We start from the raw sequence: 24,653 nt of genomic DNA on the forward strand, positions 1-24,653 counted from the left end.
CGGCGCCATGAAAAAAGCCGCAGCGCGGGAAGCGCTGCGGCTTTTTTTGTCGGCCGGCGGGTCAGGCCGCGCGTTCGCCGGTCGGCGTGTTGCCGTCGGGCGGCGCGTGATGGCGGCCGTGCTGTTTCGCGAGCAGGTCGCGGTACAGGCCCGGGCGGTTGCGCAGTTCGTCGGGCGGGCCGTCGTCGATCACCTTGCCGTTGTTCATCACGATGATCCGGTCGAAGTTGCGCAACGTCGACAGGCGGTGGGCGATCGCGATTACCGTGCGGCCGACCATCAGGCGGTCGAGTGCGCTCTGGATCGCTTCCTCCGATGCGCTGTCGAGCGCCGACGTCGCTTCGTCGAGCAGCAGGATCGGCGCGTCCTTCAGGATCGCGCGCGCGATCGCGATGCGCTGGCGCTGGCCGCCCGACAGCTTGACGCCGCGATCGCCGACGATCGTGTCGTAGCCTTCCGGCATCGCCTCGATGAACTCCGCGCAGCGGGCGTCGCGCGCGGCGGCGAGCACTTCCTCGCGGGTCGCCTCGGGGCGGCCGTACGCGATGTTGTCGTAGATCGTCCGGTGCAGCAGCGAGATGTCCTGCGGCACGAGCGCGATCGCGTGGCGCAGGCTGTCCTGCGTGATTGTCTTCACGTCCTGGCCGTCGACCTGCACGGCGCCGTCCTGCGTGTCGTAGAAGCGCTGCAGCAGCGCGAGCACGGTCGACTTGCCGGCGCCGGACTTGCCGATCAGGCCCACGCGCTGGCCCGGCTCGATATGGAGGTCGAAGTGATCGAGGATCGCGCGGCGATGCGGATACGCGAACGTCACGCGCTCGAAGTCGACGCGGCCGCCCTTGGCGGACAGCGGCTGTGCGTCGGAGCGATCCGGCATCCCGTGCGGCTCGAGCAGCGTCTTCACGGCTTCGGACAGGCGCGCGATGTGCTGCGTGACGTCGACGAGCGCCACCGCGAGGTCGCGCGTGCCGTGCAGGATCGTGAAGCCGAGCGAGCTGACGAGCACGATGTCGCCCGACGTCGCGCGACCCTGGTCCCACAGCCACAGCGCCCAGCCGAGCAGGCCGGCGGACAGCATCGCGGTGATCACCGCATGCAGCAGGCGCAGCTTCTCGAGATAGAGCAGGCTCTGCTGGCGCGCGTCCATCTCGGCCTTGACCGTCGCGCCGAAGCGCTTCTGCTCGCGCAGCGTCATCCCGAACGCGCGCACGAGGCCCATGTTGCCGATGACGTCCACGAGTTCGCCGTCGACCGCCGCGGCTTTCGCCGCGAACGCGTGATGGCGTGCGGAGCCGCGACCGGCCAGCTTGAACAGCACGATGGCAAGCACTGCCGAGCAGCCGAGCAGGCCGGCCGCCATCATCGGGTTGACGACGATGATCATCAGGATCGCGCCCATCACCGCGATGCACGGCGGCAGCACGTTCCACGCCATCGTGTTCTCCGACGTGTAGACGGCGTTCGACGTGGCCGTGATGCGGCTCGCGAGCGTGCCGGGCTGCTTTTCGGCGTAGTAGGTCGGCGAATGGCCGATCAGGTACTGGAACAGGTCGCGTCGCAGGTCGCCGGTGACCGCCACGAACGTGTGGGCGGCGAACCAGCCGCCGACGCGCCACAGCAGGTTGTCGGCGGCGATCAGCCCGACGAGCAGCGCGAACGCGCTCCACAGCGGGCCGGGGTGATGGCGTCCGGCCGCAAGCACGTCGATCAGGTGCTTGATCGCGTATTGCGAACCGAGTGCGCAGCCGACGGCGGCCAGCACACTGCAGAGCACGACCAGATGAGCGACGGGATGCAGGCGGATGTAGCGGAACAGGAACGCGATCGGCCGATGCGCGTAGCTCGACAGCTTCGCGTTGTGGGCGTTGCGCTGGGCAGGGGTGAGAGATTCCAAAATATGCGTGCGGTGATTCTGTGATTGAGCGTGGCGGCTGGGGCACATGCCGGCGTTCGCCCGGACTGAATAATCCGGCATTGTAAACAAGGCCGTGCATCGCGCTGCGCGAATCTTGCCTGGGTCCGCGGCTCGCGATCGATTTTGAGATAAAATCCGGCATCCCGTCCTGCCTCATGTGCCGGAATCACGCTGCCGGCAGCGACGGGTGCAAGGGATGCCAAAAGGGCCTTCCACTCTAGAACGGACACCCAAGTCCGCGGGTTGCAAAGTGTTGCACCTTTGTAACAAAGTAAAGTGTTTGAAATGTTGTGCGCCGTATCGGGATTAACCCTAGATAATCGGCTTCGGGTTCGATTCCAGGTTTTTTACGAACCCCTGTCAACGGGTCTTCGTTTCAAACGTTCTAAGCCTGTCACGTCGCCGACGCTCCTCGAGCAGCGCGGGTCCGACGCCCCCGGCAGGCTGATTCGTCCGATCTTCGGACGAAATGCATCCAGCCCGGACCGCCGGCAGGTTGCCGACCCATACCTGGTTTTTAGCCGATTTTTTAGGAGTTACGCATGCGAATCGCCCAAATCGCTCCGTTGCACGAAGCGGTCCCCCCGAAACTGTACGGTGGCACCGAGCGAGTGGTGTCCTATCTCACCGAAGCACTCGTCGAGATGGGGCATGACGTCACGCTCTTCGCGAGCGGCGATTCGCAAACCTCCGCGAAGCTCGAAGCCTGCTGGCCGCAGGCGCTGCGCCTCGACCCGACGATCCGCGACGTGATGGCCCCGCACATGCTGCTCCTCGAGCAGGTGCGCCGCCGTGCGGACGAGTTCGATATCCTGCACTGCCATATCGACTACTACCCGTTCTCGCTGTTCTCGCGCCAGCCGGTCCCGCATCTGACGACGATGCACGGCCGTCTCGACCTGCCGGAACTGCAGCCGATCTTCAACGCATTCACCGACGTGCCGGTCGTGTCGATCTCCGACAACCAGCGCATCCCGCTGCCGCAGGCGAACTGGCTGTCGACCGTCTACCACGGCCTGCCGGAAAACCTGCTGACGCCGATCCCGAACGTGAAGCCGGGCTACCTCGCGTTCCTCGGCCGCATCTCGCCGGAGAAGCGCGTCGACACGGCGATCCGCATCGCCGAGCAGGCCGGCCTGCCGATCAAGATCGCCGCGAAGCTCGACAAGGCCGACCGCGCGTACTACGAAGAAAAGATCAAGCCGCTGTTCGCGCTGCCGCACGTCGAGTACATCGGTGAGATCAGCGAGGCCGAGAAGACCGAATTCCTCGGCAACGCGCATGCGCTGCTGTTCCCGATCGACTGGCCGGAGCCGTTCGGCCTGGTGATGATCGAGGCGATGGCTTGCGGTACGCCGGTGATCGCGTTCAAGCGCGGTTCGGTGCCGGAAGTGATCGACAACGGCGTGTCGGGCTTCGTCGTCGAAGACGAACTGTCGGCCGTCGCCGCGCTCAAGCGCCTCGACACGCTGCCGCGCGAGAAGGTCCGCGCCGCGTTCGAAGCCCGCTTCTCGTCGAAGGTGATGGCGCAGAACTACGTGAAGGGCTACGAGGAACTGCTGCGTCAGAAGCGCCGCACGGTGCTCCGCGAAGTCAACGCAGGCTGATTGCCGGCCGCCGCCGCGCGGCGGCGCACGGCCAGTGAACGACGCCCCGCCCGGGTTTCCGGCGGGGCGTTGTCACATCCGCGGCGCGGATCTGTTGTATTCTCGCCGCGCCCGATACCTCGAACGGCCCTCGAAGCGGCCCGGCAGGTCATCCGGCCGTCTGTCCAGACGGTAATGTCCCTATAATGGCCGTGCCGTGAAATCCGGCCCCTTACGAATATCCAGAGGAGAGCAGTCTTGGCGAGAACGAAATCCACGCGCGCAGCGCCGGCCCCCGGCGCCGGTGTGATCTTCGCGTTGCGCGCGATCGGTCTCGTGCTGCTCGCGCGCTGGCTGTTCTCGATGTCCCAGATGGGCTATCGCTCGTCGCTGTCGGCGATGGTGTCGTCGCCGTGGGCATTCGTCTATCTCCTGCTGATCTTCCTGCTGCTCGCGCTGCCGGGCGCCGTTGCGCGCGCCGAACGGCCGTTCCACCCGCTGCCGCAGTGGCTGCGGCAGGCGCTGCGGGTCTTTGCACTGATCGGTTTCCTGTTTGCGGTCTGGTCGATCGGTGCGTTCGCCTGGGCGGCCGGCTGGCGTCACGCGCTGCATGCGGTAACGGCGACCAACGGCTGGCTCGTCGCCGCGCCGGCGCTTTATGCCGCGATCGTCTGGATCTGCCGCCCGCGGCCGCTGTGGCGAACCAACGTGGCCGCCCGCCGCTTCGCGGTCGGCCGCTATGCGATTTCGCTCGACGTGCTCACACGCACCGCGATCGTCTGGATGGAAAGCCGCAAGGTCGGCCAGTACGACGCACGCGAACTGTCGGTGCGCTGGCCGGGCCGGGCGGCGCCGGTGACGGGCGGGCAGGGTGAGCCGGGCGGGCAACCGGCTGCGGCGCCGGCGCCCCGCGGCGGCCTGTTCCGGCGGCCGAAGGTGGAATTGCTGTGGGATTCGCCGGCGGCTGTCGGCCATAACCGGCAAATCGTGATGCGCGCGCCGCTCGTGACCGAGGGCGACCGCGTCGCGGTGCTGGCGCTCGATGCCGCGCTCAAGCAGATCGTCTGACAGGGCCCGCACACGGCGTGCGGGCGACAGGGAGGGGCGATGATCGTCCGTTGGTTGCTGGCTGCCGTTCACCTGAGCGCGTTCGGCGTCGCGTTTGCCGCGATCGCGGGGCGCAACCGCGCGCTGCGCCGGCTCATCGCGTCGGCGCAGGCGTCCGACCTGCCGGGTGTGTTCAAAGCCGACGCCGTGTGGGGGCTGTCGGCGCTCGTCCTGATCGTGACGGGGCTCGCGCGCGCGTTCGGCGGTTTCGAGAAAGGCACTGCGTACTACCTGCACGAACCGCTCTTTCACCTGAAGATGACGGCGCTCGTGCTGATCCTGCTGCTCGAGGTCGTGCCGATGCTCGGGCTGATCCGCTGGCGCGTCGCCGCGCGGCAGCGGCAGATGCCCGATCTCGGCCGGGCGCGCACCTATGTGCGGATCGGCCACTGGCAGGCGCTGCTCGTGATCGTCATCGTGTTTGCCGCGTCGGGAATGGCGCGGGGGATCGGCTTGGCCGGCTAGGGGCCGGCCGGACACGGTTGGCGTCGCCACCAGCGTAATCCGGATCCGTGCGACCTGAGCAAAATCTTCATCCCGGCGCCAGCCGGTCCGGCGCGTGCCGCGGTATGTCGCCCGCCCGGGTTGCGGCCGGGCGATCCTGCCGCCCGGTCCGTGCCGCGCTCAACTCGGTCAACGCGCTCAACGCACGAGACAGGGGCGCTTGTTGTTGAAGGTCCAACCCGGAACCAGATACTGCATGGCCGCCGCGTCGTCGCGGGCGCCGAGCCCATGCTGCCTGTACAGTTCGTGCGCGACCGCGACGGCATCCATGTCGATGTCGATGCCGAGTCCTGGCCGTTTCGGCACGTCCACCAGCCCGTTCTCGATCTTCAGCGGCTCGCGCGTCAGCCGTTCGCCGTCCTGCCAGATCCAGTGCGTGTCGATCGCGGTGACCTGGCCCGGCGCGGCCGCCGCGACATGCGTGAACATCGCGAGCGACACGTCGAAGTGGTTGTTCGAGTGTGAACCCCACGTGAGGCCCCAGTCGCGACACATCTGCGCGACGCGCACCGAACCCTGCATCGTCCAGAAGTGCGGATCGGCGAGCGGGATGTCGACGGCCTGCAACTGGATCGCGTGACCCATTTGACGCCAGTCGGTCGCGATCATGTTGGTGGCGGTCGGCAGGCCCGTCGCGCGACGGAATTCGGCCATCACCTCGCGGCCGGAGTAACCGTTCTCCGCGCCGCACGGATCTTCCGCGTACGCGAGCACGTGATGCTGATCGCGGCACAGCCGCACGGCCTCGTCGAGCGACCACGCGCCGTTGGGGTCGAGCGTGACGCGCGCGTCCGGGAAGCGCTCGGCGAGCGCCGTCACGGCCTCGATCTCGCTTGCGCCCTCGAACACGCCGCCCTTCAGCTTGAAGTCGTTGAAGCCGTAGCGCGCGTGCGCGGCTTCGGCGAGCCGCACGACCGCCTCGGGCGTCAGCGCGGCTTCGTCGCGCACGCGTGTCCAGTCGTCGGTCGCGCCGCGGCCGTCGCGATAGGGCAGTGCGGTTTTCGTACGGTCGCCGATGTAGAACAGGTAGCCGAGCATTTCGACGCGTTCGCGCTGCTGGCCCTCGCCGAGCAGCGCGGCGACCGGCACGCCGAGATGCTGGCCGAGCAGGTCGAGCAGCGCCGCCTCGAGCGCGGTGACCGCGTGGATCGTCGTGCGCAGGTCGAAGGTCTGCAGCCCGCGGCCGCTCGCGTCGCGATCGGCGAAAGTGCGCCGCACGTCGTTGAGCACCGCATGGTAATTGCCGACCGCCTGGCCGACGACGAGCGCGCGGGCATCGTCGAGCGTGCGCCGGATGCTTTCGCCGCCCGGTACCTCGCCGACGCCGGTTCGGCCCGCGCTGTCCTTCAGGATCACGAGGTTGCGGGTGAAGAACGGACCGTGCGCGCCGCTCAGGTTGAGCAGCATGCTGTCGTGGCCGGCGACCGGAATCGCTTGCAGATCGACGATGCGCGGCGTGTCGGGGGAAGGCGAGGCTGTGACGGCGTTCATGGGCGGCGATGGCGAAAGGGTGGGCGATGCCGTGCGGCAAAAGCTTTGCCGCGCGCGGCGGGAGGTGCGATCATTCGACAACCGACGTGCACGGCGCGCAAGGCCTGCATGTCGACCGCAACCCGGAACGGGGGAGCGCGACAAACTGACCGGCGGAGCGCGGAACGCGAACGCTGGCTGATCGTAACGCACGGGACCGGGCGGCGCCGGAGCGCCGACTCGAGTCGACAGGAGATCCGTGCATCGATCATCAGTCGTCGGATGACTTGTGACGCAGTATAATGAATCATCGGCTTTCGCTCAAACCCCGCGTAAACCCTCGGCTCACATTACGATCATTCAAAAAGGAACCGGCCTCATGTCCGTGCCCACGCTTCCCGCAGCGCCGCGCCGTCGCGCACGCAGCCTCGCACAAGATGTCGTCGACGCGCTGACCGCGCAGATCGAGAACGGCACGCTGCGTCCCGGCGACAAGCTGCCGACCGAAACCGAAGTGATGGCGGCGCAGGGCGTGAGCCGCACGGTCGTGCGCGAGGCGATCTCGCGGATGCAGGCGAGCGGTCTCGTCGAGACGCGCCACGGCATCGGCAGCTTCGTGCTGGAGCCGTCGCGCCGCCAGACGCTCGGCATCGATCCCGCGACGATCACCACGCTGCGCGACGTGCTCGCGGTGCTGGAACTGCGCATCAGCCTCGAAAGCGAGTGCGCGAGCCTCGCCGCACAGCGCGCGAACGATACCGACCTCGCCGCGCTGCGGCGCGCGCTCGACGCGATCGCGACGGGCGCGGGCGGCGGCCGCGACACGGCGCAGCTCGACTTCCAGTTCCATCTGCAGATCGCGCAGTCCACCGGCAACCGCTATTTCGTCGACATCATGACGCAGCTCGGCACGTCGATCATTCCGCGCACGCGCGTGAATTCGGCGCGCTTCGCCGGCGACGATCTCGAGCGTTACGTGGGCCGGCTCAACCACGAGCACGAGGACATCTACGAGGCGATCGCGCGCCACGATCCGGAGGCCGCCCGCGCGGCGATGCGTACGCACCTCACCAACAGCCGCGAGCGGCTGCGCCGCGCGCACGAGGCCGCCGAGGCCGAACGCGACACGCAGGCCGGCTGACGCGCAGGCCTGCATGCCGCAGGCCTTGGCCGAACGGCTTCAACATCAGTCGTCATATAAGATCGGGGCGGCTGCCTCGATCTCCCGGGCCGGCCGGCGTATCCGCCGCCGGCCGTCGTCGGCCCGCTCCGCTCAGCCTCCCTTCGTCGTGATCGTCTTCCACGCGCCGCTCTTCACCTGATACAGCGTCGACATCCCGCTCTTCAGCGAGCCGTCGCCGGCGAACGAGATGCGGCCGGTGACACCCTCGAAATCGATTTTCTTGAGCGCCGGGCGATAGACCTTCGGATCGGTCGAGCCGGCCGCCTGCATCGCCTTGATCGCCGCCCACGCCGCGTCGTAGCCGAACTGCGCGTACGACAACACATCGACGCCGAAGCGCTTCCTGAAGCGCTGCTCGAAATCCTTCCCCTGCGGCAGCTCGTCGAGCGGCCGGCCGTACTCCCATGCCATCGCGCCTTCGGCGGCCGGGCCCGCGATCTTGATGAACTCGTTGTCCTTCACGCCGCCGCCGCCGACGAATTGCGCGTTCAGCCCGAGCTGGCGCATCTGCTTGATGAAGTTCGCGGCAAGCGAATCGAGGCCGCCGAAGAAGATCAGGTCGGGATTCCTGGCCTTCAGGCTCGTGATCTGCGCGCGGAAGTCGACTGCCTGGTTGCTGGTGAACTCGCGGCCGACGAGCGTGCCGCCGGCGGCCTTGACGGCTTTCTCGAACTCGTCGGCCTCGCCCTGGCCGAACGCGGTGCGATCGTCGATGATCGCGATGCGCTTCGCCTTCGTCACGTCGACCGCGTACTTGCCCGCGTTGCCGGCGTTCTGGCCGTCGGTGGCGATCACCATGAACATGTTCGCGAGCCCGCGCGACGTGAGCGTCGGGTTGGTCGCGGCCGGATCGATCACCGGCACGCCGGCCTTGTCGTAGACGACCGAGGCCGGAATCGTCGTCCCCGAATTGAAGTGGCCGACGACGACCGACACGTTCTGGTCGACCAGCGCCTGCGCGGCCTGCACGCCGATGCGCGGGTCGGCCTGGTCGTCCTGGACGACGAGATCGAAGCGCGCGGGCTTGCCGGCGATCTGCACCTTCTGCGCGGCGGCGTCGTCGAGCGCGAGTTGCACGCCGTTCTGCAGATCCTTGCCGTAGCCGGCGTTCACGCCCGTGAGCGGCGCGGCGAAGCCGATCTTCACGTCGGTCGTGTCGGCGGCCCGGGCGGCCTGTTGCGAGAGAAGGGCAAGCGCGGCTGCAATCGACGCCGACAGCAGGGAATGACGGAATTTCATGAGGTTCCTCTTGTTCGACACCTGCGAGTGAGTACCGCACGCGCCCGGGCGGGCCGGACGCATGCGACGGGCGGGCGGTTCGACCGCTTCTCGGAATCGGGCAGGGAGGTCGGCGTTGTGACTCTCGGAAACGTCTCCCGTCAGGCTCGGCAACGAGGCCCGATCGCCTCGATATATAGGTCGCCGATATGCCCGGGTCTTGGCGATTTGCCGCGCATTCGATGCGGATTTGCGCATAGCTTCCGCGCGGGCGGCGGCGGCCGGTATCGGGAGTTTCCCGTCGCGAACGGAACGGGCGGGAGGCGGGGCGGAGAAGCGGGGCGGAGAAACCGGATGAAAAGGCGGCGCGGCCCGTCGGGGCCGCGCCGCGCACGGGGTGCCGTCAGTCGGACAGCGCGTCCGATGCGGCTTCGGCGTCGTAGTGCGACGCGCTCGTGCGGATCAGCGGATCGCTGGTGCTCGGGCGGCCCGTCTCGACATGGCCCGCGAAGCGGCGCAGGAAGCCGAGCAGCCGCCCGTCGCTGACGGTCAGGTCGTACCAGCCGTGGCTGCCGCGCAGATCCCAGTAGTCGTCGACCTGCTGCCCGGGCGCGAGGTCGTACGTGCGCGCATGGCCGTGGCCGTAGGCGTTCGTGACCTTGAGCCGCACGGCCTTGTGACCGCGGTTCATCAGGCGCAGCGTGATGTTGCCGTTCGCGACGTCGTAGCCGTAGAGCGCCTCGGGGTTCACGTTCGCGCTGCCGACGCCGGTCGCGAACGGGCCGCGGAAATGGCAGTAGAAGCCGTTCGGGCCGTACACGTCGAGGTCGTACAGGCCGAGCGACGCCGCGGCGCTCCATGTGTCGGCGATCCGCTTGCCGGCTTCGACCGTGTACGTCCACGGGCCGTCGAGACGGTTGCGCGACTGGACCTGGAACGACGCGCCCGCGCGGCCGGTGTTCGCGAAGGTCAGGCGGAACAGGCCGTTGGCCGATTCGACTCGGCCGTGCGCGAACAGCTCGTACGGCAGCGCCCGCGCGGGCCGCAGCCCGGGCTCCTGCTTCGGCAGCTTTTGCAGCAACGGCGGCACGGGGATGTAGTCGGGATGACGCAGGCGGTCGGGCGGCGCATAGCCGCTCGTGTCCGGCAGCGTCGGCCAGCCGGCGTCGGCCGTCGCGAAATCGAAGGCCGACGTCAGGTCGCCACACACCGCGCGGCGCCACGGCGACACGTTGGCGGCCCTGACCGGGTGTTGCGCGCCGAACCGCGCCTCGATGAATTGCAGCAGCGACGTGTGATCGAAGGTCTGCGAGCAGACCCAGCCGCCCTTCGTCCACGGCGACACGACCAGCATCGGCACGCGCGGCCCGAGCCCGTACGGGCCGGCCATGTGCGATGCGTCGCCGGGGAACACCTCGTTGGTCGTCGCGACCGTCGACAGCCCGTTGTCGCGCGACTGCGGCGCGAACGGGGGCGGCACGTGGTCGAAGAAGCCGTCGTTTTCGTCGTACGTGATGAACAGCGCGGTCTTGCTCCACACGTCGGGGTTCGACACGAGCACCTGCAGCACCTGCTCGATGTACCACGCGCCGTAGTTCGTCGGCCAGTTCGGATGCTCGGAATACGCTTCCGGCGCGCAGATCCACGACACCTGCGGCAGCGTGCCGTTCTTCACGTCCTGCTGCAGCACGTCGAACAGCGTGCCGCCCGCGCTGATGTTGGTGCCGGTGCGCGCCTTGTCGTACAGCGGCGTGCCGGGCAGCGCGGTGCGGTACTGGTTGAAGTAGAGCAGCGAGTTGTCGCCGTAGTTGCCGATGTACGGGTTTTGCGTCCAGCCCCACGAGCCGTTCGCATCGAGCCCGGTGCCGATGTCCTGGTAGATCTTCCACGACACGCCGGCCTGTTCGAGCACTTCCGGATAGGTCGTCCAGCCGTAGCCCAGTTCCTCGTTGCCGAGCACCGGGCCGCCGCCGGTGCCGTCGTTGCCGACGTAGCCCGTCCACATGTAATAGCGGTTCGGGTCGGTCGAGCTCGGGATCGCGCAGTGGTACGCATCGCAGATCGTGAACGCGTCGGCGAGCTGGTAGTGGAACGGGATGTCGTCGCGCTGCAGGTGCGCCATCGTCGTGGTGCCCTTGTTCGGCACCCACTGGTCGTAGCGGCCTTTGTTCCATGCGGCGTGCATGTCCTGCCAGCCGTGCGGCAGATCCTGCAGGAACTGCAGGCCGAGGTTGTCCGCGCCCGGATGGAACGGCAGCAGCTCGGCCGGACCGACCGGCTGGTGGAACACCGACTTGCCGTTCGCGAGGCGCAGCGGACGCGGATCGCCGAAGCCACGGACACCGCGCATCGTGCCGAAGTAGTGGTCGAACGAGCGGTTCTCCTGCATCAGGATCACGATGTGTTCGATGTCGCGGATCGTGTCGGTGCGGCGGTTCGCGGGAATCGCGAGCGCATCGCGGATCACGGGCGGAAACAGGTTCAGCGCGGCGGCGCCGGCGGTGCCGGCGGCGACGCGCAGGAAGTCACGACGGTTCGATCGGGTCATGGTCGTTATCGTGGGGTAAAGGGGGAGCCGATTGGCGGGACCTGCGGGAAGGGCGCGCCCGGGTCGCAGGATGCGGCTGCGCCGGGTTGTGCCGCCGCGAGCATAGCGAGGAATCGGTGTCATTCATGTGAAGTACGGAAACGTTTGCATCCGCGTGGGGCGGCGTCGATCCGCGTATCGACGGCGATCGCGGCGCGACAGGGGCACGGGCGGGACAGCGGGACAGCGGAGCGGCGCGGGAGGCGCGCCGGGGAAGCGAAGGGCGATGCCGGTGCGTCAGGCGTCGGTCACCCAGGCGCCGAACCATTCGCTCGGGCGCGCGATTTCGTCCTGCGCGGCCACGAGCTCGAGCTCGTAGCGGCGCGCATCGTAAGTGGCCTTCACGACCGCGTGCACGGCCGCAAGCGTGTGCTCGAATGCGGCGCGCACGGTGTCGCCGCGCAGCCGGCACGCGACGAAGATCGCGCTGGTCAGGTCGCCGACGCCGACCGGATGGCGCGGAAACGCGTACAGCGGCCGTTGGCCGATCCACGCTTCGGTCTCGGTGACGGCGAGCATGTTGAAACGGTCGGCCGGACTGTTGCGGTCGTGCAGGTGCTTGACGAGGACGATCTGCGGGCCGCGGCGGATCAGTGCGCGACACGCGTCGACGGCTTCGGCGACGGTCTCGATGCGCCGTCCGGCGAGCTTCTGCAGTTCCGTGTGGTTCGGCGACATGCCGTCCGCGAGCGCCGGCATCTCCTGGACCATGAACTCCTCGACGCCGGGCTCGGGCCGGATGCCGCCCGTCTGGCCCATCGCCGGATCGCAGAAGTACCACGCGTTCGGATTCATCGCCTTCACCGAGCGGACGATGTCGACCGCCGCGCGCGCCTGCGGCGGCGAACCGAGGAAGCCGGACAGCACGGCGTCGCAGCGCTTGAGCGCACCGATCGCGGCGATGCCGTCGACGAGCTGCTCCATCTTGGCGGCATCGATCGCGCTGCCTGCCCAGTGGCCGTACTGCATGTGATTCGACAGCTGGACGGTGTTGAGCGGCCAGACGTTCACGCCGAGGCGCTGCATCGGGAACACGGCCGCACTGTTGCCGGCATGGCCGTAGATGACGTGCGACTGAATGCTGAGGACGTTTTTCATGGGAATTCGCCTGCACGCGTTTCAGGGGTCACGCCACACGATACCCGAGTTCGCCGCGCACGCGTAAGTCGCGCGGCGCCGGAGTGTTGCGCGCCGTCGTCAACGCGACCGCGTAGAATCGCGGAGCGCGAGGCGGCCCGGCTGCCCGCGTGCGTCTCCAATCACCCTGATCGCCATGCCTTCGATTCGCAAGATGTTGAGTGTTGTGCGCGCCGCCGCGCTCGGTGCGGGCGTCGCCGCCGCGTGCGCCATGCCTGCCGTGGCCGCCGCCGCGCCGCCCGCCGACAATGACGGGCCCGTATACGGCCCGCGTCTGGAGGGGTTCGCGTATCCGGAGCCCGTGCACGTGCATGCGTTCGTGTCGCAGCGCGAAACCCTCGAAATGGCGTACCTCGACGTGCAGCCGGCGCACCCGAACGGCCGTACCGTCGTGCTGCTGCACGGGAAGAACTTCTGCGCGGCGACCTGGGAGGACACGATCGGCGTGCTGAGCCGCGCCGGCTATCGCGTGATCGCGCCGGACCAGATCGGCTTCTGCAAATCGTCGAAGCCGGATCGCTACCAGTACAGCTTTCAGCAACTGGCGCGCAACACGCACGCGTTGCTCGAATCGGTGGGCGTGAAGTCGGCGACGATCGTCGGCCACTCGACGGGCGGGATGCTCGCGATACGCTACGCGCTGATGTATCCGAAGGCGACCGACCAGCTCGTGCTCGTGAACCCGATCGGCCTCGAGGACTGGAAGGCGCTCGGCGTGCCGCCGCTGTCGGTCGACTACTGGTATGCGCGCGAGCAGAAAACCACCGCCGACGGTATCCGCCGCTACGAGCAGGGCACGTACTACGCGGGCAAGTGGTCGCCGTCGTACGAGCGCTGGGTGCAGATGCTGGCAGGCATGTACCGTGGCGCCGGCCGCGACGCGGTCGCGTGGAACTCCGCGCTGATCTACGACATGATCCTCACGCAGCCGGTGGTCTACGAACTCGGCGCGATCCGCGCGCCGACGCTGCTGATGATCGGCGACAAGGACACGACCGCGATCGGCAAGGACGTCGCGCCGCCCGACGTGCACGCGAAGCTCGGCCACTATCCGGAGCTTGCAAAGCGCACGCAGGCCGCGATTCCGGGCGCGCAGCTCGTCGAATTCCCGGCGCTCGGGCATGCGCCGCAGATCCAGGATCCGGATGCGTTCCACAAGGCGCTGCTCGACGGGCTGGGAGCCGTGCACCCGCAGCCGTGACAGGCCGCCCGCGGGCGGCCCGCGCCGTCAGCGAGCGTCGCCCGCCAGCTCGTCGCGGATCTGCGCGGCCAGTTCGAACGATCGCAGCCGCGCGGCGTGATCGTAGATCTGCGCGGTGATGATCAGCTCGTCTGCCCCCGTCTGCGCGATGCGGTCGCGCAGCTTGTCGCGCACCGTGTCGCGCGAGCCGACCGCCGCGAACGACAGCGAATGCGCGACGTTCGCGAGTTCGAGTTCGTTCGCCTCGAGCACGTCGACGGGCGGCGGCAGCTTGCCCGGCGTGCCGCGCCGCAGGTTGATGAACTGCTGCTGCAGCGACGTGAACAGGCGCCGCGCCTCGTCGTCGGTATCGGCCGCGAACACGTTGACGCCGACCATCGCATGCGGCTTCGGCCATGCCGCGGACGGCCGGTACTGCGCGCGATAGATCTCGAGCGCGCGCATCAGGTAATCCGGCGCGAAGTGCGACGCGAACGCGAACGGCAGCCCGAGCATCGCGGCGAGCTGGGCGCTGAACAGGCTCGAGCCGAGCAGCCACACGGGCACGTCGAGCCCCGCGCCGGGCACCGCGCGCACGCGCTGGCCGGGCACCGGCTCCGCGAAATAGCGCTGCAGCTCGGCGACATCGTCCGGAAACGAATCGGCGCTGCCGATCAGGTCGCGGCGCAGCGCCCGCGACGTGGTCTGGTCGGTGCCGGGCGCGCGACCGAGGCCGAGATCGATGCGCCCCGGATACAGCGACGCGAGCGTGCCGAACTGCTCGGCGATCACGAGCGGTGCGTGGTTCGGCAGCATGATGCCGCCCGATCCGACCCGGATCGTCCGCGTGGCGCCGGCGACGTGGCCGATCACGACGGAAGTCGCCGCGCTCGCGATGCCGGGCATGTTGTGATGCTCGGCGAGCCAGTAGCGCCGGTAACCCCATCGCTCCGCATGCTGGGCGAGATCGACGGTGTTGCGGAAGGCCTGGGCGGCGTCGGCGCCGGCCGGAATGGGAGCGAGGTCGAGTACGGAAAACGGAGTCATCGGGTGGCCTTCGAAGAGGGAGCGCGGTGATGCGCGTACGCAACAAATGTCACGGATTTTGCCAAAGGGTTCCGGAACGTGCTGGCGGCGCGGCGATACCCATGCGCCTTACAGGGGTGCCTCGGCGATATTGGCGATCGTTGCAAAAATCAATTCAATCGGTGATCAATTACCAATCTTTACTGCGATTCGACGCGAATCCGCATCGACACACAAATTTGCACGAAACGTTTGATTTTAAAGACTGCAATACGCCTGCAAACCGCTTACGCTAACGTGAACGCGGGGTCGACCCAATGGTCCGCCGTCTGCGCAGCTTTGCCGGAATTGCACCAGTGCGTTTCCTGTAGCGTCGAGCGCGGGGTGCCGCAGACTGCTAAAATCCGGCGCCTGACCACGTTGCGCCGAAGGTAGCCATTCGAGTCTTCCCGCATCCCGCCCGGGTGTCGCGCCGAGGTGCCACGCGCGGCCGGGCATGGTCCTACCCGAAGAAGAGGTCGGGCCTTCCTCATATACACAGACGCTGCTGGAACAAGGAGTCGGGTCGTGCCCGCGATCGTTGCTGCCGGAATACCGCATCACGTTCAATCTCGCTCAGGCGTGCTTCATGGCGTTCGGGTCGCCGGGAGGCGTCGCGCATGACGCCAACCGCCACGCTGCTCGACTGGCTCCTGATCGTCTTCGCGCTGGCCGCGGCAGGCTATGCGCTCGTCGCCGCCTTCGCGCCGCGGCCGCGCACGCCGCGTACGGCCGTGCGCGACGGCTTCGAGCCGATCAGCGTGCTCAAGCCGCTGTGCGGCGCGGAGCCGCATCTGTACGAAAACCTCGCGACATTCTGCGAGCAGCGCCATCCGCGTTATGAAGTGCTGTTCGGCGTCGCGTCGGCGGCCGATCCGGCCGTCGGCGTGGTCGAGCGGCTGCGCGCCGACCATCCCGGATGCGACATCACGCTCGTGATCGATGCACGCGTGCATGGCAAGAACCTGAAGGTCAGCAACCTGATCAATCTCGCCGAGCGCGCGAAATACGGCCGCATCGTGATCGCAGACAGCGACATCGCGGTGCAGCCCGACTATCTGGAGCGCGTGACGGCGCCGCTCGCCGATGCGTCGGTGGGGGTCGTGACGTGCCTGTATCATGCGCGCAGTGTCGGCGGGTTCTGGACGCGCATCGGCGCGCAGTTCGTCGACGCATGGTTCGCGCCGTCGGTGCGGATCACGCACCTCGGCCGTTCCAGCCGCTTCGGCTTCGGCGCGACGCTCGCGCTGACGCGCGACACGCTCGACCGGATCGGCGGCTTTCCCGCGCTGAAGGACGAGCTGGCCGACGATTTCTGGCTGGCCGAGCTGCCGCGCCGCCTCGGGCGGCGCACCGTGCTGTCCGAGGTCGAGGTCGCGACCGACGTGATCGAGCCGTCGTTCGGGCCGCTGTGGCACCGCGAGACGCGCTGGCTGCGCACGATCCGCTCGCTGAACCCGGCCGGCTTTGCATTCCTGTTCATTACGTTTACCGTGCCGTGGCTCGCGATCGGCGCGGCGCTGGCGCTGCGCCTCGACGGAACCTTCGCCGGCTCGCTGGCGGGCGGGGCGGCCGCGGTCGGCGCATTCGGGCGGCTCGTGCTGCACGCGCGCGGCGAGGACGGCTGGCGCGCGTTCTGGCGCGACCTGCCGCTCGTCGCGGTGCGCGACACGCTGCTCGCGCTCGAGTGGCTGGTCGCCGCGTTCGGCACGCACGTCGTGTGGCGCGGCGCGAGGATGACGGTCGTCGGCAGCGAACGCGCGGCGGCCGTGGAGGCAGTGGACGGCCGCTAGGGCCGTGCCGACCGAACCCGGCCCGAGGGCCGAGACGCGCTGCGCGGCGAGCGGCCGGGCGGCGCGACATGACAGAGAGGCGGGCGCCGGCAGGGCGGCCCGCGGTTTTTTGACTGAATCGTTGCAACGAATCGAACTATGCAGGCTACCGGAGCATTCATGAAAACGCTGTTCTTGCAGGCCCCTTCGTATGACGGCTTCGACGGCGGAGCCGGCTCGCGCTATCAGGCGAAGCGCGAAATCCGTTCCTTCTGGTATCCGACCTGGCTCGCGCAGCCGGCCGCGCTCGTGCCGGGCAGCCGCGTCGTCGACGCGCCGGCCGACGGCCTGTCGGTCGAGGAGACGCTGAAGATCGCGAACGACTACGACCTCGTGATCATCCACACGAGCACGCCGTCGTTCCCGACCGACGCGATGTTCGCGCAGGATCTCAAGAAGATGAAGCCGTCGATGCTGGTCGGCATGGTGGGCGCGAAGGTGATGGTCGATCCGCACAACTCGCTCACGGCGAGCGAGGCAATCGACTTCGTGTGCCGCGAGGAGTTCGACTACACCTGCAAGGAAATCGCCGAAGGCAAGCCGTTCCCGGAGATCAAGGGCTTGAGCTGGCGCGCGAAGGACGGCTCGATCGAGCACAACGAAGCGCGTCCGATCCTCGAGAACATGGACGAACTGCCGTTCGTCGCGCCCGTCTACAAGCGCGACCTGAAGATCGACAACTACTTCATCGGCTACCTGAACTACCCGTACGTGTCGATCTACACGGGCCGCGGCTGCAAGTCGCGCTGCACGTTCTGCCTGTGGCCGCAGACGGTCAGCGGCCATCGCTACCGCACGCGTTCGGTCGAGAACGTGCTCGCGGAAGCGAAGTGGATCCGCGACAACATGCCGGAAGTGAAGGAACTGATGTTCGACGACGACACCTTCACCGACGACCTGCCGCGCGCGGAAGCGATCGCGATCGGCCTCGGCAAGCTTGGCATGACGTGGTCGTGCAATGCGAAGGCGAATGTGCCGTACAAGACGCTCAAGGTCATGAAGGAAAACGGCCTGCGCCTGCTGCTGGTCGGCTTCGAATCCGGCGACGACCAGATCCTCGTGAACATCAAGAAGGGCGTGCGCACCGATTTCGCGCGCCGCTTCAGCGCGGATTGCAAGAAGCTCGGCATCAAGATCCACGGCACCTTCATCCTCGGCCTGCCGGGCGAGACGCAGGAGACCATCAAGAAGACGATCGAGTACGCGAAGGAAATCAATCCGCACACGATCCAGGTCTCGCTCGCCGCGCCGTATCCGGGCACGACGCTGTACAAGCAGGCCGTGGAAAACGGCTGGATGGAAGAGAACAAGACGATCAACCTGGTGAGCAAGGAAGGCGTGCAGCTGGCGGCGATCGGCTATGCGCACCTGTCGCGCGACGAGATCTATCACCATCTCGAGCAGTTCTATCGCCAGTTCTACTTCCGTCCGTCGAAGATCTGGGAGATCGTGCGCGAGATGCTGACGAGCTGGGACATGATGAAGCGCCGCCTGCGCGAAGGCGTCGAGTTCTTCCGCTTCCTGCGCGCGCACGAGGCCTGATTCGTGGCGACGCAGCGGGCGGCGCGGGCGCTGATCTTCACCGCCGACGATTTCGGGCTGCACCCGCGCGTGAACGCGGCGGTCGAGCGCGCGCACCGTGACGGCGTGCTGAACGCCGCGAGCCTGATGGTCGGCGCGCCGGCCGCGCAGGACGCGATCGAACGCGCGCGGCGGCTGCCGTCGCTCGCGGTCGGCCTGCATCTCGTCCTCGCGGACGGGCCGGCCACGCTGCCCGCCCGCGAGATTCCCGCGCTCGTCGGCCCCGACGGGCGGTTCGGCGACGCGATGGCGAAGGACGGCTGCCGCTTCTTCTTCCTGCCGCACGTGCGCGCGCAACTGCGCCGCGAGATCCGTGCGCAGTTTGACGCGTTCGCGGCGAGCGGCCTGCCGCTCGACCACGTGAACGCACACAAGCATTTCCACCTGCATCCGACCGTGCTGTCGATGATCATCGAGATCGGCCGCGACTACGGGCTGCGCGCGGTGCGGCTGCCGTACGAGACGAGCGCGCCCGCGCTGCTCAAGCCGTGGATCGCGCTCGTGCGCGCACGGCTCGACCGCGCGGGGCTCGCGCACAACGATTACGTGGTCGGGATCGAACATACGGGCGCGATGGACGAGGCCGTGCTGCTCGATGCCCTCGCCAGGTTGCCGCAGGGCGTCGGCGAGATCTACTGCCATCCGGCCGAGGCCGGCGACGGCCCGATCACGCCGACGATGGCCGGCTACCGCCCGGTGGACGAACTCGATGCGCTGCTGTCGCCGCGCGTCGCGGCGGCGCTGAAGGCGGCCGGCGTCGCGACCGGCGGTTTTGCCGACGTGTTCGGCCAGCCCGCGGCGCGATCCGGCGCGCCTGCGTCGCGCGCGCGGGGAGCGCAGCCGTCATGACCCGGTGGATCAAGTGGCTCGGCTGGCCGGTCGGCATCGGCATCCTGATCGCGCTGGGGTTGCACGAGGGCGTCGGCGACGTGTCGCAGATGCTCGCGCGCGCCGGTTACGCGCTGCTGTGGCTCGTGCCGTTTCATGCGCTGCCGTTGCTGCTTGACGCGTATGCGTGGCACCTGCTGCTCGACCGGCGCTCGTCGCTGCCGTTCCTGTGGTGGATCGCGACCGTGCGCGAAGCGGTGAGCCGGTTGCTGCCGGTGGCCGGAATCGGCGGGGAAATCGTCGGCATCCGGCTCGCGCGCTGGCAGGTGCCGGACGCGAGCCGCGTGACCGCGTCGGTGATCGTCGAGGTGCTGGTGACGATCGTCGTGCAGTATGCGTTCGCCGCGCTGGGCTTCGTGCTGCTGCTCGCGACGACGCACGACATGGGCGGCGGCACGATCGGCCTCGCGCTGCTGCTGACGCTGCCGCTGCCGGTGCTCGGCGTCGTGCTGATGCGCCGCGGCGGGATCTTCCACGCGATCGAGCGTTTCGCGGGCCGCCTGCTGGGCGATTCGCACCGGTTGCTGCAGGGCGTCGACGGCAAGCGGCTCGACGCGGACATCGATGCGCTGATGTCGCGCACGGGCCTGCTGTTCAGCGCGTTCTTCTGGCAACTGGCCGGCTACGTGCTCGGCGCGCTCGAGATCTACTGGGCGCTCGCGCTGCTGGGCCATCCGGTGTCGATCGGCGGCGCGATCGCGATCGAGGCGATGACGCAGGCCGTGCGGCATGCGGCGTTCATGGTGCCGGGCGGCCTCGGCGTGCAGGAGGCGACCGTCGTGCTGCTCGCGCAGATGTTCGGCGTCGACCGCGAGACGGCGCTGTCGCTCGCGCTCGTCAAGCGCGGCCGCGAGGTGCTGTTCGGCTGCCTCGCGCTCGGTTCGTGGCAGCTCGCCGAACTGATGCGTACGCGCCGCCGCATCGGCGCGGCGCCGGCCGTGCCGCGTGCGCCGCAGGCGGCGCGCCGCGCGGCCGAGGCCGACACGGAAACCGAAACGACGCATTGAAGACGAGACGGGCCGCGCGCCCGTCTCGCGCTTTTGGCGTCGCACGGGTATCCTTGCCGCGTGTTTTCTCGACGCGCATTTCTTCCGATGAATTTCCGTTTCCGGCTGCTTCCCGCCACGATGCTGGCCGCCGCGCTGGCGCTGGCCGGCTGCGACGACAAGCAAGGCAACCTCGACGTGCAACGTATCAGGGACTTCTTCACCGCGATCAAGCCCGCGCCGCTGCTGCTGAAAGGGCTGAAGCCCGGGGAATCGACCGAGGCCGACGTGCGCGGCACGATGGGCAAGCCCGAGACCGAGCGCGCGTTCACCGACGGCTCGAAGCGGCTCGAATATCCGCGCGGCCCGATGGGCAACCAGACGTGGTTCGTCGATCTCGATGCGAACGGCCGTTTCATCGGGGCGACACAGGTGCTGACCGCGGAGAATTTCGCGAAGGTGCAGCCCGGGATGAACGAGGACGAGGTGCGGCGCCTGCTCGGCAAGCCCGGCGACATCGCGGAGTATCCGCTCAAGCCAGAGACGGTCTGGAGCTGGCGCTGGCTCGAGGACGGCGTCAACACCGACGCGTTCTTCAACGTCCATTTCGGCCCGGACGGGCGGGTCTATACGACTTCACGCTCCGACATCCTGAAGGGGCGGTAGTCGCACCCGTCTTCGGCGCTATATCGAAAAAGCGACCGGAAAATTGCAAAAAGTCCGCTTCCCTGCGCGTTATGTGCTTGTCAGGGAGCGGCTTTTTTCCTTTTGAAACAGCGGCGTACGCCGGGGTTGCAAATGGCGGGACGGATTGTTGCGACGCAGCAATCGCGTGCAAGGTGATTTGAGGCAATCAATTTCGCTTGCGACTATCCGCGTCAGCCCGGCGCGGGCCAGGCAGAAGACGCGCCGGCATCCATTCCAACTCTGGAGACGCGCGTGTTTCTTTACGGCTTTGGTCCTGTCCTCTGGGCCGGCACCGTGCAGACCATCGAGCTGTCGGTGCTGTCGCTCGCCACTGCGGTGGCGCTGGGGCTGATCGGCGCGGTGGCGAAGCTGTCGCACAACCGGGTCGTGCGAGCGATCGCAACCGGTTATACGACGCTGATCCGTTCGGTGCCCGATCTCGTCCTGATGCTGCTGCTGTTCTACAGCATCCAGATCTGGCTGAACCAGTTCACCGACCTCGTCGGCTGGGACCAGATCGACATCGATCCGTTCGTGGCCGGCGTGCTGACGCTCGGCTTCATCTACGGCGCGTATTTCACCGAGACGTTTCGCGGCGCGTTCCTGTCGGTGCCGCGCGGCCAGCTCGAAGCCGGCGCGGCTTACGGGATGAGCGGGGCGCGCGTGTTCGCGCGGATCATGTTTCCGCAGATGATGCGCTTCGCGCTGCCCGGGATCGGGAACAACTGGCAGGTGCTCGTGAAGGCGACCGCGCTGGTGTCGATCATCGGCCTCGCGGACGTCGTGAAGGCCGCGCAGGACGCCGGCAAGAGCACGTTCAACATGTTCTTCTTCATCCTCGTCGCGGCGCTGATCTATCTCGCGATCACGACGGTTTCCAACCTCGTGCTGATCCAGCTCGAGAAGCGTTACTCCATGGGCGTGCGGCACGCAGAACTATGATCGAGATCCTCCAGGAATTCGGCCAGGCGTTCCTTTACTGGGACGGCCAGCGCCTCTCCGGCCTCGCGGTGACGCTGTGGCTGCTCGTCGCGTCGATCTCGCTCGGCTTCGTGTGCGCGGTGCCGCTCGCGGTCGCGCGCGTGTCGAAGAAGCGGTGGGTGTCGACACCGGTGCGTTTCTACACGTACGTGTTCCGCGGCACGCCGCTCTACGTGCAGTTGCTGCTGCTGTACACCGGCATGTACAGCCTCGAGTTCGTGCGTTCGCATTCGCTGCTCGACGCGTTCTTCCGCAGCGGCTTCAACTGCGCGATCCTCGCGTTCGCGCTGAACACCTGCGCGTACACGACCGAGATCTTCGCGGGCGCGATCCGCGCGATTCCGCACGGCGAGGTCGAGGCTGCGCGCGCATACGGGATGTCGCCGTTCACGATGTACCGCCGCGTGATCCTGCCGTCGGCGCTGCGCCGCGCGCTGCCGCTGTACAGCAACGAGGTGATCTTGATGCTGCACGCGACCACCGTCGCGTTCACGGCGACCGTGCCCGACATCCTGAAGGTGGCGCGCGACGCGAATTCCGCGACCTACATGGCGTTCCAGTCGTTCGGAATCGCCGCGCTGATCTATCTTGCGGTATCGTTCGCACTCGTCGCGGCGTTTCGCCGTGCGGAGCGCCACTGGCTCGCGTATCTCGCGGCCGGCCGTCATTGATTTCACTTCGAGGAGAGCCAGATGGCCGAGATCACTCAAACGAGCGCTTCCGCTTCCACCAAGCTTGCCGCGGTCGACATTCACAAGCGCTACGGCGACAACGAGGTGCTCAAGGGCGTATCGCTGAACGCGAAAGCCGGTGACGTCATCAGCATCATCGGCGCGAGCGGCTCGGGCAAGAGCACGTTCCTGCGCTGCATCAATTTTCTCGAGCGGCCGAACGCGGGGCAGATCGTCGTCGATGGCGAGGCCGTGCGCACGAAGACCGACCGCGCCGGCGCGCTCGAAGTTGCCGATCACAAGCAGCTTCAGCGCATCCGCACGAAGCTTGCGATGGTGTTCCAGCACTTCAACCTCTGGGCGCACATGAACGTGCTCGAGAACGTGATGGAAGCGCCGGTGCATGTGCTCGGCATTTCGAAGAAGGAAGCCGAGGAGCGCGCGCGCGAGTACCTGGAGAAGGTCGGCTTGCCGCCGCGCGTCGAGAAGCAGTATCCGTCGCACCTGTCGGGCGGCCAGCAGCAGCGCGTGGCCATTGCGCGCGCGCTGGCGATGCATCCGGACGTGATGCTGTTCGACGAGCCGACGTCGGCGCTCGACCCTGAACTGGTGGGCGAAGTGCTGAAGGTGATGCAGAAGCTGGCCGAGGAAGGCCGCACGATGATCGTCGTCACGCACGAGATGGGTTTCGCGCGCAACGTGTCGAACCACGTGATGTTCCTGCATCAGGGGCGGACCGAGGAAGAGGGCGATCCGAAGGAGGTGCTGGTGCGTCCGCAGAGCGAGCGGCTCAAGCAGTTCCTGTCGGGCAGTCTCAAGTAACGCGACGGGGCGGGTTTCATACGTGGTACCGGTGTCTCGTCCCGCAGGCGCCACCCGCACGACGCAGGTGGCGATCGTTGCATTGCCGCCCGTGTCGATGTCGGGCGTGGGTCCGATCGTCGATGCGTTGAATCTGGCGAACGAGATCGATGGCCGGCTCCTGTACCGCTGGCAGGTGTGTTCGTGGGACGGCCGGCCGGTGCCGCTCGCGGGCGGCGCGCAGTGGCATGCCGATGCAGCGTTCAACGATGCGATCGCGTGCGACTGGCTGATCGTCGTGTCCGAGCGGTTCCAGCAGTTTGCCGATTACCGGCTGTTTCTCGCGAGTCTCGCGCGGGTCGGGCAGCGCACGCCGGTCGTCACCGGGATTCACCACGGCGTGTGGTGGCTCGCGATGGCCGGGCAGCTTTCCGGGTATCGCGTGAGCGTGAACTGGGAGACGTACCAACAGTTCGCCGAGCAGTTCGAGCGGACGATCGTCACGCAGCAGATCTTCGAGATCGATCGCGATCGGGCGACCTGTGCGGGCGGGCAGGCGACCGTGGATTTCATGCTGGCCATGATCGGCCGGGAACACGGGCCCGAGCTTGCCGAGCGGATCGCCGATGCGCTGGGCGCCGGGACCTTGCGCAGCGGCGAGGAGCGGCAGCGGATTCCGTTCGTGACCGCGCCGGGCGAACGGCATCCGCGGCTCAACGATGCATTGCTGCTGATGGAGGCCAATGTCGAGGACCCGTTGACGACCGACGAGATCGCCGAGCTCGTCGGCGTGTCGCGGCGGCAGCTCGAACGGCTCTTTCGGCAGTATCTCGGCGCGATGCCGTCCAAGTATTACCTCAATCTTCGGTTGCTCAAGGCCCGGACGCAGTTGCAGCGGACCAGCAAGTCGGTGGTCCAGGTCAGTCTCGCCTGTGGGTTCTCTTCTGCTGCGCACTTCTCCAATGCTTATCGGGAGAGGTTCGGCGTCACGCCTCGGGAGGATCGGCGAGCGTGGCTCGAGAAGCAGACCGGGGGTGGGGGCGAACCACGTGGAGGGGCGCTCGTCGAGCGCGGTGGGAAGGATTGAGGGTGCTGTTTTTGTATGTCTTTTTGCGTGGTTCGCCCGGGTTTTCGTGAAGCACCTGTGATCGTGTCGGTCCATTAGTGTCGCCCCTGCGCGGGGCGGCGGTTACTTTTCTTTGTCTTGCCAAAGAAAAGTAACCAAAAGAAAGGCGCTTCGAGAACGCAAGACCTCCCGGTGCCGCAGGGCACGG

20 protein-coding genes are annotated in these 24,653 nt (G+C 67.6%); 14 read left to right on the forward strand and 6 right to left on the reverse strand.

Annotated elements, in window-relative coordinates:
- Window positions 1-61: 61 nt before the first annotated feature.
- Window positions 62-1,894 carry an ABC transporter ATP-binding protein gene (locus GQ56_RS0118425; RefSeq protein WP_031400052.1) on the reverse strand — a complete coding sequence of 611 codons (1,833 nt, stop codon included), beginning with the start codon at window positions 1,892-1,894 and terminating at the stop codon, window positions 62-64.
- Window positions 1,895-2,457: 563 nt separating this feature from the next.
- On the opposite strand from GQ56_RS0118425, the gene GQ56_RS0118430 reads away from it, so the two are divergent.
- The 3 genes from GQ56_RS0118430 to GQ56_RS0118440 all read left to right on the forward strand — a co-directional run bounded on the left by GQ56_RS0118430 (window position 2,458) and on the right by GQ56_RS0118440 (window position 5,073).
- A complete protein-coding gene (locus GQ56_RS0118430) occupies window positions 2,458-3,522 on the forward strand; it encodes a glycosyltransferase family 4 protein (RefSeq protein ID WP_031400053.1) in 1,065 nt (354 codons plus the stop codon).
- Window positions 3,523-3,759: 237 nt separating this feature from the next.
- A complete protein-coding gene (locus tag GQ56_RS0118435) occupies window positions 3,760-4,569 on the forward strand; it encodes a hypothetical protein (RefSeq protein WP_031400054.1) in 810 nt (269 codons plus the stop codon).
- Between the two features lie 39 nt (window positions 4,570-4,608).
- Entirely contained in the window at window positions 4,609-5,073 is a 465-nt protein-coding gene (locus tag GQ56_RS0118440) for a DUF2214 family protein (protein ID WP_031400055.1), read from the forward strand.
- Window positions 5,074-5,250: 177 nt separating this feature from the next.
- Here GQ56_RS0118440 and gudD read toward each other — a convergent pair whose 3' ends face one another.
- Window positions 5,251-6,603, reverse strand: coding sequence for a glucarate dehydratase (gene gudD / locus GQ56_RS0118445; protein WP_031400056.1), 1,353 nt, complete (start codon window positions 6,601-6,603; stop codon window positions 5,251-5,253).
- 358 nt (window positions 6,604-6,961) lie between these two features.
- Between gudD and GQ56_RS0118450 the strand changes: the two genes are divergently transcribed.
- A complete protein-coding gene (locus GQ56_RS0118450) occupies window positions 6,962-7,723 on the forward strand; it encodes a FadR/GntR family transcriptional regulator (protein ID WP_031400057.1) in 762 nt (253 codons plus the stop codon).
- 132 nt (window positions 7,724-7,855) lie between these two features.
- Here GQ56_RS0118450 and GQ56_RS0118455 read toward each other — a convergent pair whose 3' ends face one another.
- The 3 genes from GQ56_RS0118455 to pdxY form a co-directional block, all read right to left on the reverse strand.
- A complete protein-coding gene (locus tag GQ56_RS0118455) occupies window positions 7,856-9,004 on the reverse strand; it encodes a branched-chain amino acid ABC transporter substrate-binding protein (RefSeq protein WP_031400058.1) in 1,149 nt (382 codons plus the stop codon).
- 382 nt (window positions 9,005-9,386) lie between these two features.
- Entirely contained in the window at window positions 9,387-11,531 is a 2,145-nt protein-coding gene (locus tag GQ56_RS0118460; RefSeq protein WP_031400059.1) for a phosphocholine-specific phospholipase C, read from the reverse strand.
- Window positions 11,532-11,807: 276 nt separating this feature from the next.
- Window positions 11,808-12,668, reverse strand: a complete 861-nt coding sequence (pdxY, locus tag GQ56_RS0118465) for a pyridoxal kinase PdxY (RefSeq protein ID WP_031400060.1) — start codon at window positions 12,666-12,668, stop codon at window positions 11,808-11,810.
- A 175-nt stretch (window positions 12,669-12,843) separates the two neighbouring features.
- Between pdxY and GQ56_RS0118470 the strand changes: the two genes are divergently transcribed.
- On the forward strand, window positions 12,844-13,908 hold the full coding sequence (locus tag GQ56_RS0118470; RefSeq protein WP_031400061.1) for an alpha/beta fold hydrolase: 1,065 nt from the start codon (window positions 12,844-12,846) through the stop codon (window positions 13,906-13,908).
- A gap of 27 nt (window positions 13,909-13,935) precedes the next feature.
- Here the strand turns inward: GQ56_RS0118470 and GQ56_RS0118475 are convergent, their stop codons facing one another.
- Window positions 13,936-14,934 carry an LLM class flavin-dependent oxidoreductase gene (locus GQ56_RS0118475; protein WP_031400062.1) on the reverse strand — a complete coding sequence of 333 codons (999 nt, stop codon included), beginning with the start codon at window positions 14,932-14,934 and terminating at the stop codon, window positions 13,936-13,938.
- Window positions 14,935-15,572: 638 nt separating this feature from the next.
- Here GQ56_RS0118475 and hpnI point away from each other — a divergent pair.
- From hpnI to GQ56_RS0118520, 9 genes are all read left to right on the forward strand, one after another.
- Window positions 15,573-16,745, forward strand: a complete 1,173-nt coding sequence (hpnI, locus tag GQ56_RS0118480; protein ID WP_031400063.1) for a bacteriohopanetetrol glucosamine biosynthesis glycosyltransferase HpnI — start codon at window positions 15,573-15,575, stop codon at window positions 16,743-16,745.
- Between the two features lie 138 nt (window positions 16,746-16,883).
- The gene (gene hpnJ / locus GQ56_RS0118485) at window positions 16,884-18,326 is read left to right on the forward strand and encodes a hopanoid biosynthesis associated radical SAM protein HpnJ (protein WP_306426965.1); all 1,443 of its coding nucleotides are present in this window, start codon (window positions 16,884-16,886) and stop codon (window positions 18,324-18,326) included.
- Window positions 18,327-18,329: 3 nt separating this feature from the next.
- Window positions 18,330-19,214: a hopanoid biosynthesis-associated protein HpnK gene (hpnK, locus tag GQ56_RS0118490; RefSeq protein ID WP_031400065.1), complete on the forward strand. Its 885-nt coding sequence runs from the start codon at window positions 18,330-18,332 to the stop codon at window positions 19,212-19,214.
- The gene (locus GQ56_RS0118495; protein WP_031400066.1) at window positions 19,211-20,260 is read left to right on the forward strand and encodes an HpnL family protein; all 1,050 of its coding nucleotides are present in this window, start codon (window positions 19,211-19,213) and stop codon (window positions 20,258-20,260) included. The genes hpnK and GQ56_RS0118495 overlap by 4 nt, the downstream gene beginning before the upstream one ends.
- An 87-nt stretch (window positions 20,261-20,347) precedes the next feature.
- Window positions 20,348-20,905, forward strand: a complete 558-nt coding sequence (locus GQ56_RS0118500) for a hypothetical protein (RefSeq protein WP_031400067.1) — start codon at window positions 20,348-20,350, stop codon at window positions 20,903-20,905.
- Window positions 20,906-21,178: 273 nt separating this feature from the next.
- Window positions 21,179-21,868: an ABC transporter permease gene (locus GQ56_RS0118505; RefSeq protein WP_031400068.1), complete on the forward strand. Its 690-nt coding sequence runs from the start codon at window positions 21,179-21,181 to the stop codon at window positions 21,866-21,868.
- Complete coding sequence (locus GQ56_RS0118510; protein WP_031400069.1) at window positions 21,865-22,578, forward strand: ABC transporter permease; 714 nt, start codon at window positions 21,865-21,867, stop codon at window positions 22,576-22,578. Before GQ56_RS0118505 ends, GQ56_RS0118510 begins: the two co-directional genes overlap by 4 nt.
- Window positions 22,579-22,599: 21 nt before the next feature.
- Entirely contained in the window at window positions 22,600-23,400 is an 801-nt protein-coding gene (locus GQ56_RS0118515) for an ABC transporter ATP-binding protein (RefSeq protein ID WP_031400070.1), read from the forward strand.
- A 22-nt stretch (window positions 23,401-23,422) separates the two neighbouring features.
- Entirely contained in the window at window positions 23,423-24,466 is a 1,044-nt protein-coding gene (locus tag GQ56_RS0118520) for a GlxA family transcriptional regulator (RefSeq protein WP_031400071.1), read from the forward strand.
- Window positions 24,467-24,653: the final 187 nt, after the last annotated feature.

It is taken from the genome of Burkholderia paludis (genome assembly GCF_000732615.1).
Lineage (GTDB): Bacteria > Pseudomonadota > Gammaproteobacteria > Burkholderiales > Burkholderiaceae > Burkholderia > Burkholderia paludis.

Excerpts from the sequence above, each read along its gene's own strand:
- GQ56_RS0118495 (WP_031400066.1), top strand. The coding sequence starts at position 19,211 with ATGACCCGGTGGATCAAGTGGCTCGGCTGGCCGGTCGGCATCGGCATC.
- GQ56_RS0118455 (WP_031400058.1), bottom strand. The coding sequence starts at position 9,004 with ATGAAATTCCGTCATTCCCTGCTGTCGGCGTCGATTGCAGCCGCGCTT.
- GQ56_RS0118440 (WP_031400055.1), top strand. The coding sequence starts at position 4,609 with ATGATCGTCCGTTGGTTGCTGGCTGCCGTTCACCTGAGCGCGTTCGGC.
- GQ56_RS0118515 (WP_031400070.1), top strand. The coding sequence starts at position 22,600 with ATGGCCGAGATCACTCAAACGAGCGCTTCCGCTTCCACCAAGCTTGCC.
- GQ56_RS0118500 (WP_031400067.1), top strand. The coding sequence starts at position 20,348 with ATGAATTTCCGTTTCCGGCTGCTTCCCGCCACGATGCTGGCCGCCGCG.
- GQ56_RS0118510 (WP_031400069.1), top strand. The coding sequence starts at position 21,865 with ATGATCGAGATCCTCCAGGAATTCGGCCAGGCGTTCCTTTACTGGGAC.
- GQ56_RS0118475 (WP_031400062.1), bottom strand. The coding sequence starts at position 14,934 with ATGACTCCGTTTTCCGTACTCGACCTCGCTCCCATTCCGGCCGGCGCC.
- hpnI (WP_031400063.1), top strand. The coding sequence starts at position 15,573 with ATGACGCCAACCGCCACGCTGCTCGACTGGCTCCTGATCGTCTTCGCG.
- GQ56_RS0118450 (WP_031400057.1), top strand. The coding sequence starts at position 6,962 with ATGTCCGTGCCCACGCTTCCCGCAGCGCCGCGCCGTCGCGCACGCAGC.
- pdxY (WP_031400060.1), bottom strand. The coding sequence starts at position 12,668 with ATGAAAAACGTCCTCAGCATTCAGTCGCACGTCATCTACGGCCATGCC.
- GQ56_RS0118460 (WP_031400059.1), bottom strand. The coding sequence starts at position 11,531 with ATGACCCGATCGAACCGTCGTGACTTCCTGCGCGTCGCCGCCGGCACC.
- GQ56_RS0118430 (WP_031400053.1), top strand. The coding sequence starts at position 2,458 with ATGCGAATCGCCCAAATCGCTCCGTTGCACGAAGCGGTCCCCCCGAAA.
- gudD (WP_031400056.1), bottom strand. The coding sequence starts at position 6,603 with ATGAACGCCGTCACAGCCTCGCCTTCCCCCGACACGCCGCGCATCGTC.
- GQ56_RS0118470 (WP_031400061.1), top strand. The coding sequence starts at position 12,844 with ATGCCTTCGATTCGCAAGATGTTGAGTGTTGTGCGCGCCGCCGCGCTC.
- hpnJ (WP_306426965.1), top strand. The coding sequence starts at position 16,884 with ATGCAGGCTACCGGAGCATTCATGAAAACGCTGTTCTTGCAGGCCCCT.